Below are 13,877 nucleotides of genomic sequence, written 5' to 3'. Positions count from 1 at the left end.
TTTCGTAGAGTCCGCGATCGTGTGATCAAGCGGTCTGCGGGACTTCCTCCAGGTACGCCCAGTACGTCTGCTCGTACTCGTCGGGCGGCACGTAGCCCAGGGCGGAGTGGAGTCGTTCACCGTTGTACCACGCGACCCACTGGAAGACGGCCCGCTCGACCTGGTCGAAGTCCCGCCATGGCCCCTGATGTTCGATCAGTTCGGCTTTGAACGTGCCGTTGAGGGCCTCGGCCATCGCGTTGTCATAACTGTCCGCGACGGACCCGACCGACGCCGAGGCACCGACCTCGGCGAGACGTTCCGTGTACCGAATGGATACGTACTGCGACCCGCGGTCGCTGTGATGGATGAGATCGGCGTCCTTCTTGATCCTCTGCCGCCACAGCGCCATCTCCAGTGCGTCCAGCGGCAGGTCCGTGCGCAGGTGCGTGGCGGCCTGCCAGCCCACGATCCGGCGTGAGTACGCGTCCAGGACGAACGCGACGTAGACCCACCCCGACCAGGTGCGGATGTAGGTCAGGTCCGCCAGCCACAGCTGGTTGGGCCGCTCGGCGGTGAAACGGCGGTTGACCAGGTCCGGCGGGCGCGGCGCGGCCGGCTCGGGGACCGTGGTGCGGCGGCGCTGCCCGCGGATGACGCCCTCGATGCCGAGCTCGCCCATCAGCCGCTCGACCGTGCAGCGGGCCACCGTGTGTCCGGCGCGGACCAGGGCGCGGGTGACGCGGCGTGCGCCGTAGGTGCGCCCGGAGTCCTCCCACGCGGCTGTGACCAGCGGGATCAGTTCTTCGTCGCGCAGGCGTCGGGCCGACTTCGGCCGCGTCTTGCGCGCGAAGTACGTCGACGGCGACACATCCAGCACCCGGCAGACGGGATCGACCCCGAGGCCCTTGTCGCGCAGGTGGTCGATCACCTGCTCGGCCTCGTCCGGGGACGGTCGATCTCCTGGGCAAAAAACACCGAGGCGGCCTTCAGGATCTCGTTGGCCCGCCTCAACTCGGCGTTCTCCTTGCGGAGTTCCTTCAACTCGTCGCGCTCGGCGGTCGTCAGCCGGTCGTCACGCTCGCCGGCGTCCGCCTCGGCCTGGCGGACCCAGGACCGCAGGGCTTCCTTGTGGATGCCGAGGTCGCGGGCGACGTGGGCCACAGGGCGGCCGGTCGCGCGGACCTCGCGCACCGCCCGCTCACGCAGCTCATCGGGGTACTTACGGGGTGCTGGCATTGCTCGTGGTTCTCCTTACGCCTGGAAGCGTAACCCAGGCTTGAGGGACTCCACGAAGATCAGTACAGCTCAGTGGGTCTGCGGGGAGATCAGCTGTCCGCCACCGGGGAGATTCCATGTCCACCAGCGGGAAGGCCAACTGACCGCCAGCGGGGAGTCTGCCGTGTCCTCTGACAGCATGTGACGGTCAGCCCCAGCCGGATCGGAGCCATCGCCCGGGCCGCCCTCGTCCTCCACGATGCATGGCAGTGAACTTCGCTGAGAAAACCTCAGCGGGCATCTGCTCTACACCCTGAGCGGCAACGGTTTCCGAGTCAGGAGCGACAGACTAGTTTCAAGAACAGCTCAGTGTCGTCCAGGCTGGGCAGGACCACGTCGGCGCCAGCAGCTCGTAGCTCGGCTTGGCCACTGCGACCAGAGGCGACGGCGATAATCCTCACGTCGCTGTCGTGGCTGGCTTCGACGTCAGCCGGAGTGTCTCCGACCAGCACAGCTTCTGCCGGGGTGAGTCCGGCGCGTTCCAAGGCGATGCGTACCAGTTCGGCACGTACATCGTTGTCCTCACCGTAAGCGCCGATCTCCCAGTCGATATGCCGGTCAAGGCCGAACACCTCGAGTTTGATCTCGGCGACACGGCGAACGTTGCCGGTGAGTGCGGTCTGCCGTACTCCTGGCTGGACTGCCAGTGCGTCAAGTGCGGCCGATGCCCCTGGGAGAACCTGGCCGCGTTCGCGGAGGTCGGCCGATCGCCTCAGATGGGCGGCGACGAGTTCCTGAGCGAAACGCCCGAAGTCGGCCCGGGTCGTCGTGAGGCCATGGAGCTTGGCAGTCTCGCGGAAGATGACGGCTTCGGTGATGCCGTCGATCTTCGCCTGGCGGCGCATCTTCTGCCCGGTGGTCCGGCTGAATGCCTCCGCTGACAACTCTCGGCCGACGCCTCGTGTGTCGATGAGGGTGTGGTCGATATCCCATAGCACCAGCACCATCGTTGCCTCCCTGACGCCGACTGCTGTAACCACTCGTCACACAATCGTGTACACAGAGTGCCAGAAGCGTGGGCATCCTCCTACGCTGATCACTCAACCTGCCTCAAGGCGAAGGGTAAAGGGGGACGTGTGGACTTGCCGAGGTTGCCCATCGGTGAGCGGATCAGGTACTACCGCAATAAGCGCGGCCGTACACAGGTTGCGATCGCTGGCCTGGTCGGCATCACCGAGGCATATCTATCTCAGATCGAACGCGGTCTGAAGGTCCCATCTGCCGACGTCATCGCACGTATCGCAACAGAACTGGCTGTACCGGTCGCCGCACTGCTCACTGACGAACCGTCGACCCCGGACCCCTCCTCTCCGACGAGCGCAGCGTCCGGCGTGGTCCGGGCCCTGATGGGACATGGCACCCCCTACGGCACCGAGCCTGCCTCACCCAGCGCTTTACGGAAGCGAGTTGATGCAGTGTGGCGAATCTGGCAGACCTCACCAGCGCGGTTCACCGAGGTGGAGGCTGTACTGCCGTCGTTGATCACCGACCTTGAGTACGCCGTACGCGCCTACCGCGCCGACGACGAGACGGACGCACGGCGTGAAGTGCTCCGTGCCTCTGCAGACCTGTACGGGTTGCTGCGCTCATACTGCCGACGGACGGGTCGACTGGACCTGTCGTTAGTGGCCGCCGATCGTGCACGCCACGCCGCCGAAGACGCTGATGACCCGGTACGGATCGCCGCCGCTCAGTGGAATCTCGGACAAGTCTTACTATCCCAGGGCAAGGAACGAGCAGCCGAGGCCGAAGACGTAGCAACGTCCGCGATTGAAAGCCTCCGCCGCGCCCCTGCATCGCTGGAAACCACAGCGATGCGAGGCGCTCTGGAGCTAGTGGTCGCGCTGTCCGCCGCGCGTACCCGGCGGCGGTGGCAGGCACGGCAGCACTTGGAAGAACAAGCCGCGCCGCTCGCTGCTCCAGTCGGAGATGAGTGCAACGTGCAGTGGACCGTGTTCGGGCCGACCAACGTCGCGCTGCATATGATCAGTCTGGACACTCTCGCCGGTGAGGCCTCCGAAGCCCTACGCACCGCTGACCAAATCGACACCTCCCGCCTGCCTTCCAGGGAACGGCAGTTCACGTTCGGTCTGGAAGTGGCGCGCTGCTACGACCTGCGTCGCGAGGACGCCGCAGTCTTGGTCCACCTGCAGTCCTTGGAGGAGTTGGCGCCAGAGGACTTGGAACGCAGCCTCGTGGCCCGCCAAATGACCACTGCTCTCGTCCGCCGAGTGCGGCCAACGTATCGCCGCCAGGCCACCGCACTGGCTCAGCGCCTGGACCTGTTGTGACCCGAACCCGTAGCTACCCGAACTCTCGGTTCGGGTAAGGCCACTGCTCCGACCCTACGGTCGCCGTATCAACCGGCAGATACGGATGAGGAGCAGACGTGACTGCGGACACAAGCGGTATGGAAACCGCAGGGGATCTAACGCTGGTCCCCTGCGGGGGGCGGTGGGATGCCGTCAAGGTGCCCCGGTGGATCGCTGTCCAAGCGTTGAAGCAGCTGAAGGGGAAGCACGGCGCCGTCATCGTCGATCCTCGAGAGCGGGCCCTGTACTTCCTGGTCCCGCCTCAGAGTACGAGCGGATGGACGGTGCAGTACACCAGCCCGCTCAGTACGGCCTCGTATGTTGCGGTGCCGCCATCAAGCAAGGAGTCTGGGCCCGGGGTTTACTGGCTGACCTCTCCCGTCCACGGACCGGTGCATACTCGCACCGGTCTGCTCCGGGTCGTGATCGAGGAGACGCTGGGGCCCCAGATGAAGGTGGCCTTGTGACCGCTCGCGCCTATGGTGACCGGGTCCGTCGGTCCATGGTGGCTGGCGCTGCTGACGGCTATCTGCCCTTGGACTGGCTGGCCGGAGCTGGCCGCACCGACACCGTCACCGCCGCCTGGTCCCGCGGCGCGCTCGCCGAAGTCCCCGCCGGGCTCGCCTGGGACGTCGTCCGCCTGCCCCTCACGCTGGCGCCGGAGACCGTGCGGCTGCTGCGCGCCGCCTGCGTCTCCCTCGGCCCGGTCCTGGTCGGCCCGCCCGGCGCGGAGTTCATCGTCACCAGGGGCTCCGCGCACGGCTGGGCCACCGAAGGCGGGGAGGTCCTCGCCACCGGCCGCCTGGTCCTGTTGCCCCACCCCAGCTTCGTTGATCCGTTCCGGCTCGGTGACCGCGGCTGGCTGGTCGGCCCCACCGACCACGGCCTCACCCGCGGCCTCCATCTCGAAGCCGCCTACCGCTCAGCCCGCGCCGAGGCCGACGCCGCCGGAGCAGCCCTGTGAAGCAGTTGCCTCCGGTCGTTCCCTACATCACCGCCTGGTCCCGCGAGCGCTTCACCACCCCGCCCGTCGTCCGCCGGCGGATCGGGACGGGCCCGGAGCATCTGGCGTTCGCGGACGAGACGCCGTACGACCGCGACTCCTGGGGCGTGCTGTGGGAGCGGCAGGCCATCACCCCCAAGCACCGGCGCGGCGAACCCCGGCTCGAGGAGATCCACGCCCTGCGGCAGCGCCGCGCGATGCTCGACCTGCTCTGCCAGATCTGCGGCCAACCCACTCTCGACGCCGAGGACCGCTCTCTATTCCTGGTCCGCAAGACCAGCCGGCCCATCAGCGACGGCGAGATCACCGCCAGCCCTCCGGTATGCATCCCCTGTGCCCACCTCTCCGTCCGCCACTGCCCGGCCCTGCGCCAAGGACACACTGCGGCCTGGGTGGAATACGCCCCCGCATGGGGCGTGGCCGGCACCATCTACGACCCCGCCACCCTCCAGCGGACCCCTGGCAAACGCCTGGTGCCGGTGCCCTACGACTCCCCGCAGATCCGCTGGACCCTGGCCGCCCGCCTGGTTGTGTCCCTCCAGGAGTGCACCCCCGTCAACCTCGACGACCTCCAGCCCAACACCACCGGAGCGCTCCGGTGAGCGCCGGGCAGACACCGGTCACCGGGCCGCCCTGCTGGTGGTGCGACCTGGACGGCCTGCCCGTGACCTGGCTCGGTGAGGCCCGCCACGACTGCGACACCGCCCCCATCTACGCCTGCGGCCCGTGCCTGCATCTCCTGGCCCGCCGCGTCCACCACGCCACCGGCACCCAGACCCCTGCGTGCTGGTGGTGCGACCTGACCGGCCCGGCCGTCACCCGCCTCGGCAAAGCCCGCCACCACACCACCACCGCCGCCCTGTACGCCTGCCCCGCGTGCCGAGCCACCCTCAACCACCGCATCCACGCCCATGCCGACGCCCGCTACAGCCTCACCAGCACCGGCTGAAACCCAAGGCTTCCAGGCCCGCCCGGCCCCGCACCGCAGCCCCCTGGGAGCAACCGCCCGGGCAAGCCTCACCTGCAACACCGCCCAGGCCAAGCCCAACCCCCCGCGACCCCGCGCCCGCTTCCGCACATCGCGAAGGAGGAAACATGACCGCCACCACGGTCAGAACAACGTTCCTGGAACTGGAAATCACCGGGAAATGCCAGCTCGCCTGCACCCACTGCTACGCCGCCTCCGGGCCCGACGCCGACCACGGCACCATGACCGCCGACGACTGGCGCTCAGTGATCGACCAAGCCGCCGGCATGGGCGTAACCGAGGTCCAGTTCATCGGCGGCGAGCCGACCCTGCGCCCCGACTTCACCACCCTGCTGGACCACGCCCTCAACCGCGGCCTGCACGTGCAGGTGTTCTCCAACCTCGTCCACGTCCGCGAGGCACTGTGGGAGCGCCTACGCGACCCCGCCGTATCGCTGGCAACCTCCTACTACAGCGACCTCCCCGATCAGCACACCCGCATCACCGGCCGCCGCTCCTCCCATGACCGCACCCGGGCCAACATCATCCGGGCCGTACAGCTGGGCATCCCCCTCAAGGTCGGCATCATCGACACCTTCGACGGGCAACGAACCGCCCAGGCCCGCGCCGAACTCGAAGCGCTGGGCGTACAACACATCCACATCGACCGGCAGCGCGGCGTCGGCCGCGCCACCACCACGGACCCCACCATCGGGGAACTGTGCGGCCGATGCGGCACCGGCCGCGCCGCGATCGGCCCGCATGGGGATGTGTGGATGTGCGTGCTGGCCCGCTTCCTGCCCCCGGCCGGTAACGTCCGCACCACCGAGCTGCGCACCATCCTCGAAAGCAACGCGATGACCGCCCTGATGGCGCAGGTCCCCCGGCGTCCGAGCGCGACAGCGTGCAAGCCCAACAGCGACGGCTCCGACTGCTCCCCGGCCGAAAGCACAGCCTGCAACCCCGCCTACTAGCAAGGAGACTTCGACTGTGGAACGGACAGACCTGGCAGTGGAGTGGAACAAGCACGCCGACCGCCTGGCCGCCGCCGTAACCCACCCGGTCTCCCGGTGGCGCCCGGCCGTCGCCAGCACACCACGGCACCTGTTCGTCCCCCGCTGGTGGCAACCGGCCGGCGACGGCAGCTGGGAGCTGCACGACGGCCCCACCGACCCCACAGCGTGGGCGGCCGCCGCCTACAGCGACACCGGATCGCTGGTGACCCGCATCGGGCACCTCCACGCCGACCACGCCACACCAGCAGACCGGCCGACCGGACCACCCACCTCATCCTCGACACACCCGTCCCTGGTCGTGCGGATGCTGCGCCACGGCATGATCACCGACACCAGCCGACTGCTGATCGTGGGCACCGGCACCGGATACTCCACCGCACTGGCCTGCTCCCGCCTCGGCCACGCCCACGTCACCAGCATCGACGTCGACGACTACCTGGTGAAAACCGCACGCGGACGCCTGGCCACCGTCGGCTGGACACCAGACGTGGCCCAGGTGGACGCCACCGGCCCGCTCCCCGGTACCTACGACCGCATCGTTTCCATGGTCGCCGTCCGCCCCATACCCGCCTCCTGGCTGGCCGCCCTCCGCCCAGGCGGACGGCTGGTGACCACCCTGACCAACATGCCCGTCATCATCACCGCCGACCGCACCGAGGACGGCGGCGCCACCGGCCGCGTGGAATGGGACCGGGCCGGCTTCATGCACACCCGCCACGGCCCCGACTACCCACCCGGCCAGGCCCACCGAATCGCCGCGCTCCGCGACCAGAAGGGCGAAGACGTCACCACCGGCCGCTACCCCGTCCTCAACATCCAAGAAGCCTGGGAGGTGTGGTCGATGCTGGAACTGACCGAACCCGGCATCGAGCACCACTTCGAGGAAAAGCCCGGCCGGCACCGCACCGCCTGGATGCTCCACCCCGACGGCTCCTGGGCCCGAGCAACCGCCACCTGGACCGACCCGCCCGAAGTCCACCAGAGCGGCCCCCGCCGCCTGTGGAACACCCTGGAAAAGATCAGGAACCGCCTCAACACCGAAGGCGCCCTCCCCATCTACGGAGCCGCCGTCCGCATCACCCCGGGCGGCACCACCACCCTCACCCGCGGACGCTGGAACGCCACCGTGCCCTCCTGACCCAGACCAGTCCCACCCTGCCCTGCAACTTGAGCAGAAGCCGCGAGATCACCGCGCCCACCCACGCCCCGGCACAGGCCATCGTGGCACCCTTCCCCGGCCGGGAAGCCGGGGAAGGGCACAGCACACACCACAGCGGAAAGACACAGCATGGCGCTTTTCAGACCTGCTCCATCACTCCTCAGACACCGGTCCCTCCCGACCCGGGCAAGTGCACACACCACCGACCTGCCCGGCGGGGTGGTGCTCGATCCAGGACAGGCCGCCCAGGTCCAGGCCGTGGCGGGCGCGGGTGACCGCGACGTAGGCCAGGCGGGCCTCGGTGTCGTCGATCGGCCCGGGCAGCGGCTCGCCGTGTTCGTCGGTGTCCTCCAGGTCCGGCGGCGGGGTGAAGTCATCAGCGATGCGTACCGTGGACCACTGCCGTCCCTTGGCCTTGTGGGCGGTGGAGACGGTGACCTCGGCGTGGCGTTCGTCGACGAGGCAGTCGGCGGCGTGGAGGATGGTGTCGGCGCCGTGTTCGCTGACCAGGTCGACCAGTGGCTGCAGGTCCCGGCCGGCGGGGTCGTGTTCGGCGTAGTCAATCAGGTCGCCCCAGGTGGTGAACAGCACCAGTTCCGGGTGGGAGGTGCGGCGGCCGGCCTGCAGGTCGCGGGCGGCGTGCGCCAGGGCGCGCAGGGCTTGGCCGCCGCCGGCGAGGGCCACCGCGTAGCCGTGGTCGAGGTGTTTCATGATCTCGACCATGGTGCCGACGTTGGTGCGGCACAGCACTGCTTCCGGCTCGTCCACTTCGCCGACCTCGGTGGGGATGGTGTCGGTGCCGGTCAGCCGGATGGGGGCGTCGGCGATGGTCAGCCAGCGGTTGGCCTCCGTCGCCAGTTGCGGGCCGAAGCGGAAGGAGCGCGACAGGGTCAGCGGGGTGCCGTCGAAGCCGGTCATCACGTCCTTCGCGCCGCGCCAGCCGTAGATGGCCTGGGCGGAGTCGCCGACCATGACCAGTTGGGCGTGGCCGCGCTGGGCCAGGAAGACCTCTTCCAGGACGGGGTTGGTGTCCTGGGCCTCGTCCAGCAGCAGGAAGTCCGCCTGAATTCTGGGCTGGGACAGGGCCCACATCTTCAGGTAGTGGTCGTGGTCGAAGCGCACCACCCCTTGGTCGGGGTGCTGCAGGTCGGCCCAGGCCTTGCCCGCGTACGGCAGGACCAGGTCGGCGAACTCCGCGTGCAGCTCGTCCGTATCGAGGCCGCGCAGCCGCGGCACATGGCCGGCCTCCAGGACCGGGGAGGCGGAGTGGCAGAACCGCTCCACGGTGCGCAGCACCACCGCCGACAGGGCCCGGGGCGAGATGTCCTTGGAGTCCAGGGTGATGCTGCGGTTGATGCCCAGCTCCATTCCGGTGCGCCAGCTGGGGATGCGGGGGGCGTTGAGCCGGGCCTGGTAGCGGTGGCCGATCGCGGCGTAGGCCAGCGCGTGCGCGGTCTTGCAGATCACCGTGCGGGGGAAGGTCTGGGCTGCGGCCTGGGCGATGGTCCGGTTGAACGCCAGGTACCGGCCGCGCCGTTGGGTGGTGTGGGCCAGCAGGGCCAAGGTGGTGGTCTTCCCCGTGCCCGCGCCGGCCTGGATCACCAGGTGCTCTCCGGCGTCGAACGCCTCGGCGGCCGCGATCTGCTCTGCGGTGGGCTCTGCTGCCGTCACCGTTGTCATCGTCGTCTCCTTCGCACATGCAGCAGGTCAGGAAGTACAGGTCGGGGCGGCCGGCGCGTCGGCCAGACCGGATACGGAACCGTCCGGTCCGCCCGGCCCGTTCCGTGCCCCGGGCAGGTCCGGGTCGGGAGGTGGTGCGTCCGGCCGGCCGGGCGCTTCCCCGAGGCCGGGTCCGCAACCGGAACCGGAAACGGGGTCGAGACTGAGACCGGGCATGTCCATCAGGCCGGCCGGCGCGGCGGGCAGGTCGGCCTGTGTCAGCCACCGGCCCCGCACCGGATCCGCGCCCGGCACCAGCCACACCGGCACCCCCGCGGCCACCGCCCGGCGGGCGATGTCCGCACTCACCCCCTGCCCCGGGGTGAACGCCTCGTGGAAGACCACCACCAGCCGCGGCCCCTCATCACGCAGCATCCGCTCATGCCGCGCCCCGAGCGTCTCGCGCGGCAGCCGCACCACATACCGGCCCGCCGGCGGCCGCGGATGGCAGCGGTGCCGCCACGCCGGCAGACCCCGCTCCAGACACCAGCGGTGCGCGGCCCGCTCCGCCCCCACCCCCGCGCCCTCGACCACCACCAGCTCCCCGCCATGCCGGGCGGCCGCCCGGTCCAGCACCGCCTCCACCGTCTGCGGCCACGGCCAGCACCGGCTCCCGCACACCCACACCGGCGACACCACCACCCTCACCGCCCCACCACCCGCCGGCACGACACACCCCGGACAGGCCCGCACCAGACCGCGCCCGCAGTGCGGCCCGGGCAGGGCGCGGTCACACCCCGCCCGGGCCGCACACCCACCCGCCGACTGCGGCTCGTCCTCGCCGCGCAGGCCGCGCCGGGCCGGCAGCGACAGTCCTGCACCGCAGGCGCACCAAAACCACCGCGCACGCCCCAGGGCGCCCGCCCACCCCCCGGCACCGGCCCGGCGGTCCGTGGAAAAGGAGAAAGACACATGCAGAGGACCGTGACAGGCGACACGCCGCGATACCGGCACCCAAGTCGCATATGTCCCAGAGAAGAGTGAACCGGCTACAGCACACGTTCGGAGCTAGATCGCCAGTTCAACACCCGGCAACAAGACCAGCAGAGGCGGCCGCGCCTCCCCCAGAGTCCCTGAACACCCTTCAGGACGAGGACGTCGCCGGCGGCTGATGCCCCTCGCACAGAACACCGAGGAGCTGCCCGATCGGCACCCCCAGGGCATGCGCGAGCGCATGCCAGGTCTTCAGACTGCCGACGGTGCGGCCCTGCTCAATCTCGATCAGCGTGCGACGCGCCAGACCACTCCGCTCGGCGAGCTGGTCGTAGGTCCAGCCCCGCACCGCCCGCGCCCGCGCCAACTCCATACGCAACGCAGACAGGTTCGGGTCGGGCACAGAGATCGTCACTCAGCTATCGCACGGTGCAGACTCTTGCCCTGTCAGTGCAGACCCCTGCCCTATCTTGACCAACACCCCAAGTAGGGCAGAGATCTGCACCACACAATCCGATCAACCACCAAAACGCCCCGCCCCTCCACCAGACAGCGAAACAGACACCACCCTCATGACACCCAACACCACCCCCCACCCACCACAGCGCACCTGGGCTATCACCGCCGACACCCACTGCGCCCCGCCAGCCCTGCGCTGCACCACCTGCGGCCCCCTCCCCCACCCGCCCAAACCCACAACCGCACGAGAAACCATCCACAACCACCTACGCGACCACCTGCACCAATCCCCCCTGGCCCCACACCTGCGCACCTGCCAATGCCGAGAAAACGGCTGCCGATGGCACCCACCACACCGCGGCTGCGACGGCCTCATCGCCCTCTACCTCACCCACCACCCCACCCACCACCTCTGGCGGGTAGCCGACCTCTGCCACGCCTGCGCCACCACCACACCCAACACCGCACACATCCCCGACCCACCCCTCCCCCACCCCAACGACCCCCCGACCACCCCCACCACAGACCCCGACCACCACACCACCCAAGACTTCAACGGCTACCTATGGTGACCACACAAACCACACCCCCGCGCCGAACCCGCCACAGGACACAGCAGAACAGCCACCCTTACCGCCGACCCACTCCTCCACCAGCAACACCCCCGCGAACACAGGAAGCAGGCGAAGACCGCGAAGTCAGCAGCGGCACCCAGAACGCCGCCAGCAGACAAGCCGCCTCCATCCCCGCCACTTCAAACGCGCGGCCAACCGGCCCTACCGCCACCTCCGCACCACACACCCCTCAACAAACGCACCGCGCTCCCCACCAAACCCACCGAAACAGCCTGCCGCGATCACACACCCGCCGAACGACCAACACCTTGAACCCGCCAGACCCCGCCGCCCCCAGCAAGCATCCGGCGAGCCACAACAGGAGCACGGCAGGCCAGACCAGGCAGGGCACAGAACACCACCAGAGCCGGAACCGGGGCGCTATACCCGCTCCTGCCCACCACGCCCGGCAACCCACTCCCGCACCGCCGGAACGAACCCCCACCCCCGAAGAAGGGACGGAAACTGGCTACGGTCGCACCCATGACCTTCGCAACGTTGCAGCGGCCCGTAGGTGTCTCACTGCCGCAACGTTCTGGCAGGAGCAGCCCGCTGGTTCGATAGCCGAACGCGACGCTCACGCCACCTGGCGGTACAAAGCGCTTGGCCACGAGCAGGTCTCCAGCAAGTGGGTCCAGGCCTTCAAGCCAGCCACCACGGTCCTCGGCCAGCACTTCACCATCACCGCCGGTACAACTGCGACCATCGGATCCGGCTGCCGACCCGGGAACCGCCCGCACCATCGGGTGGGCCACCCCAGCAGCATGGACATCCAGAGCAGCGGAGCCGGTTATCGGACAACCGTGATCCCCGGAAGGGGACGCTGCCATTCGCCCACTTCAACAACGAGGACTTGGCGGGCCAGTCTCCGGGCCAAAGCCCATCCCTCATCGGTGGACAGCGCATCCCTTGTCCATCGATCGGCGTTCCCCTCACTGCTCATCGCGTTAAGGGTCGCGTCAACTTCCTGCAGGCCGGCCACCACTCGGCGGGTGAGGCATCCCGCCAGCATCAAAGACCCGGCCATGCCAAAAGCGTGGTCGAAGTCCAGGGCGATCTCGTCCGTCATCACACCGCACTTGGCCAGCCAGGCCGCCTGAGTCTGGGCATCAGCTGCCAGCACAGTCAGCGATTCGATCAACAGGCGCCGACCGAACGAAGGCGCCTGGCCCTCCGCACCACAATCGTCACACGCGACCCACCTCTCACGAGCCAGCAGGGGAACGTCCGGCTGGGTACACCAGCAGAGGCAACAGCCCCATTCATCGGAAAATCCCTCTTGATCAAGCATTACACCGATGACCACACAAACCACACGGGCAGCTTGTCCGCACCAAGGGTTGAAATAGTGTTCTTACCTCGAAAAACTACACACCCCAGCGAGGCAACGAATGCATATGCCTTCGGCAATTCCCTGTACTTTCAGATCACCAAGCTTCATGGTGCACGTGCCACTGAGGTTTTCTCAGCGAAATGATCTCCGCGAAGTGGGCTGATCGGTGCAGGTCCGGGTGGATCGGGCCGGGCGGCCCCGGCTCTGGACAGACGTAAAGCCCCTGGTAGGACAGGTCTCACCACAAGATCATGTCCGTAACCACCAGAGGCTTCACGTTGGTCACCTATGTTGCCACGCTCGACGTCCCACGCCATGTCGTGGAGTACCTGTCCCGCCTGCTGGCCGCACACCGACGACGCATCGGCACGCCGCGCGGCTCGCGGGCGCTGGGCCCGTTCCGCCAGGCCGTACTGGTTCTGCGCTGGTTCCGCGAGCGCGGCTGCGTGCACTGCCTGGCCCGTGACGCCGGAATCTCCCAGGCCACCGGCTACCGCTACCTGCACGAAGGCATCGACGTCCTCTCCGCCCAGGCCCCGGACCTGCACGAGGTCCTCTCCCGCTGCCGAGGTGAAGGCATGACACACGTGATCCTCGACGGCACACTGATCGAGTCCGACCGCCTCGCCGGCCTCCGGGACAACGGTAACGACCTGTGGTTCAGCCAGAAGCACAAGGCGTTCGGCGGCAACATCCAGTTCCTGTCCGCTCCGGACGGCACCCCCCTGTGGGTCTCCGACGTCGAGCCCGGCAGCGTCCCCGACATCACCGCCGCCCGCCTGCACGCCTTGCCCGCCCTTTACAAGGCCGCCGAGGGCCTTCCGACCCTGGCGGACAAGGGCTACATCGGCGCGGGCATCGGCATCCGCATCCCGGTCCGCCGCCCAAAGGGCCAGTCCGAGCAGGCACTTCACGCCGATACCCGCATGCTCAACATGCTGCTGCGGCATGTCCGGGCCCTGGGCGAGCGCACTGCCGCCGAACTCAAGCAGCGATGGCGGGCCCTGCAGCACGTCACGCTCAGCCCCAACCGGATCGGCGACATCGCCAGAGCAGCTCTCGTTCTCAACGGGATCTGGAAGTGATCACCGATGAGAAAACCTCA

At 68.7% G+C, this 13,877-nt stretch carries 15 protein-coding genes; 9 read left to right on the top strand and 6 right to left on the bottom strand.

Going from position 1 to position 13,877, the window contains the following annotated elements; genetic code table 11:
- Positions 1 to 25 precede the first annotated feature (25 nt).
- A protein-coding gene (locus CUT83_RS14950; RefSeq protein WP_101253822.1) for an IS3 family transposase occupies positions 26 to 1,218 on the bottom strand; the annotation gives its coding sequence in 2 pieces (ribosomal slippage) (positions 26 to 954 and positions 954 to 1,218; 1,194 coding nt in all).
- Between the two features lie 314 nt (positions 1,219 to 1,532).
- Positions 1,533 to 2,204, bottom strand: a complete 672-nt coding sequence (locus CUT83_RS14945; protein ID WP_101256338.1) for an HAD family hydrolase — start codon at positions 2,202 to 2,204, stop codon at positions 1,533 to 1,535.
- 129 nt (positions 2,205 to 2,333) lie between these two features.
- On the opposite strand from CUT83_RS14945, the gene CUT83_RS14940 reads away from it, so the two are divergent.
- The 7 genes from CUT83_RS14940 (at position 2,334) to CUT83_RS14910 (ending at position 7,693) form a co-directional block, all read left to right on the top strand.
- Entirely contained in the window at positions 2,334 to 3,548 is a 1,215-nt protein-coding gene (locus CUT83_RS14940) for a helix-turn-helix domain-containing protein (protein WP_165869694.1), read from the top strand.
- 98 nt (positions 3,549 to 3,646) lie between these two features.
- Positions 3,647 to 4,036 carry a hypothetical protein gene (locus CUT83_RS14935; protein ID WP_143688563.1) on the top strand — a complete coding sequence of 130 codons (390 nt, stop codon included), beginning with the start codon at positions 3,647 to 3,649 and terminating at the stop codon, positions 4,034 to 4,036.
- A gap of 35 nt (positions 4,037 to 4,071) precedes the next feature.
- Entirely contained in the window at positions 4,072 to 4,533 is a 462-nt protein-coding gene (locus tag CUT83_RS14930; protein WP_143688562.1) for a hypothetical protein, read from the top strand.
- Complete coding sequence (locus CUT83_RS14925; protein WP_101256335.1) at positions 4,530 to 5,174, top strand: hypothetical protein; 645 nt, start codon at positions 4,530 to 4,532, stop codon at positions 5,172 to 5,174. The genes CUT83_RS14930 and CUT83_RS14925 overlap by 4 nt, the downstream gene beginning before the upstream one ends.
- Complete coding sequence (locus CUT83_RS14920; protein WP_101256334.1) at positions 5,171 to 5,521, top strand: hypothetical protein; 351 nt, start codon at positions 5,171 to 5,173, stop codon at positions 5,519 to 5,521. The genes CUT83_RS14925 and CUT83_RS14920 overlap by 4 nt, the downstream gene beginning before the upstream one ends.
- Before the next feature lie 146 nt (positions 5,522 to 5,667).
- Entirely contained in the window at positions 5,668 to 6,513 is an 846-nt protein-coding gene (locus CUT83_RS14915) for a radical SAM/SPASM domain-containing protein (protein ID WP_101256333.1), read from the top strand.
- 37 nt (positions 6,514 to 6,550) lie between these two features.
- Positions 6,551 to 7,693: a methyltransferase domain-containing protein gene (locus CUT83_RS14910; RefSeq protein WP_101256332.1), complete on the top strand. Its 1,143-nt coding sequence runs from the start codon at positions 6,551 to 6,553 to the stop codon at positions 7,691 to 7,693.
- 174 nt (positions 7,694 to 7,867) lie between these two features.
- Here CUT83_RS14910 and CUT83_RS14905 read toward each other — a convergent pair whose 3' ends face one another.
- The 3 genes from CUT83_RS14905 to CUT83_RS14895 all read right to left on the bottom strand — a co-directional run bounded on the left by CUT83_RS14905 (position 7,868) and on the right by CUT83_RS14895 (position 10,781).
- The gene (locus tag CUT83_RS14905; protein WP_101256331.1) at positions 7,868 to 9,394 is read right to left on the bottom strand and encodes a UvrD-helicase domain-containing protein; all 1,527 of its coding nucleotides are present in this window, start codon (positions 9,392 to 9,394) and stop codon (positions 7,868 to 7,870) included.
- A 27-nt stretch (positions 9,395 to 9,421) separates the two neighbouring features.
- Positions 9,422 to 10,081 carry an SLOG family protein gene (locus CUT83_RS14900; protein ID WP_158239019.1) on the bottom strand — a complete coding sequence of 220 codons (660 nt, stop codon included), beginning with the start codon at positions 10,079 to 10,081 and terminating at the stop codon, positions 9,422 to 9,424.
- A 436-nt stretch (positions 10,082 to 10,517) separates the two neighbouring features.
- Positions 10,518 to 10,781, bottom strand: coding sequence for a helix-turn-helix transcriptional regulator (locus tag CUT83_RS14895; RefSeq protein ID WP_101256329.1), 264 nt, complete (start codon positions 10,779 to 10,781; stop codon positions 10,518 to 10,520).
- 157 nt (positions 10,782 to 10,938) lie between these two features.
- Here CUT83_RS14895 and CUT83_RS29830 point away from each other — a divergent pair, with 157 nt between their 5' ends.
- Positions 10,939 to 11,397, top strand: coding sequence for a hypothetical protein (locus CUT83_RS29830; RefSeq protein ID WP_143688561.1), 459 nt, complete (start codon positions 10,939 to 10,941; stop codon positions 11,395 to 11,397).
- An 832-nt stretch (positions 11,398 to 12,229) separates the two neighbouring features.
- On the opposite strand, the gene CUT83_RS14890 is transcribed toward CUT83_RS29830, so the two are convergent.
- Complete coding sequence (locus tag CUT83_RS14890; protein ID WP_240958566.1) at positions 12,230 to 12,580, bottom strand: hypothetical protein; 351 nt, start codon at positions 12,578 to 12,580, stop codon at positions 12,230 to 12,232.
- A gap of 470 nt (positions 12,581 to 13,050) precedes the next feature.
- Between CUT83_RS14890 and CUT83_RS14885 the strand changes: the two genes are divergently transcribed.
- Positions 13,051 to 13,857: a transposase family protein gene (locus CUT83_RS14885; RefSeq protein WP_101256294.1), complete on the top strand. Its 807-nt coding sequence runs from the start codon at positions 13,051 to 13,053 to the stop codon at positions 13,855 to 13,857.
- Positions 13,858 to 13,877 lie beyond the last annotated feature (20 nt).

It is taken from the genome of Streptomyces barkulensis, from assembly GCF_002843305.1.
GTDB lineage: Bacteria > Actinomycetota > Actinomycetes > Streptomycetales > Streptomycetaceae > Streptomyces > Streptomyces barkulensis.
Note: the sequence above shows the minus strand (reverse complement) of the source record. Positions and strands in the feature narration are given on the sequence as shown.

Coding starts and splice junctions, on each gene's coding strand:
- CUT83_RS14945 (WP_101256338.1), bottom strand. CDS start 2,204: ATGGTGCTGGTGCTATGGGATATCGACCACACCCTCATCGACACACGA.
- CUT83_RS14930 (WP_143688562.1), top strand. CDS start 4,072: ATGGTGGCTGGCGCTGCTGACGGCTATCTGCCCTTGGACTGGCTGGCC.
- CUT83_RS14915 (WP_101256333.1), top strand. CDS start 5,668: ATGACCGCCACCACGGTCAGAACAACGTTCCTGGAACTGGAAATCACC.
- CUT83_RS14905 (WP_101256331.1), bottom strand. CDS start 9,394: ATGACAACGGTGACGGCAGCAGAGCCCACCGCAGAGCAGATCGCGGCC.
- CUT83_RS29830 (WP_143688561.1), top strand. CDS start 10,939: ATGACACCCAACACCACCCCCCACCCACCACAGCGCACCTGGGCTATC.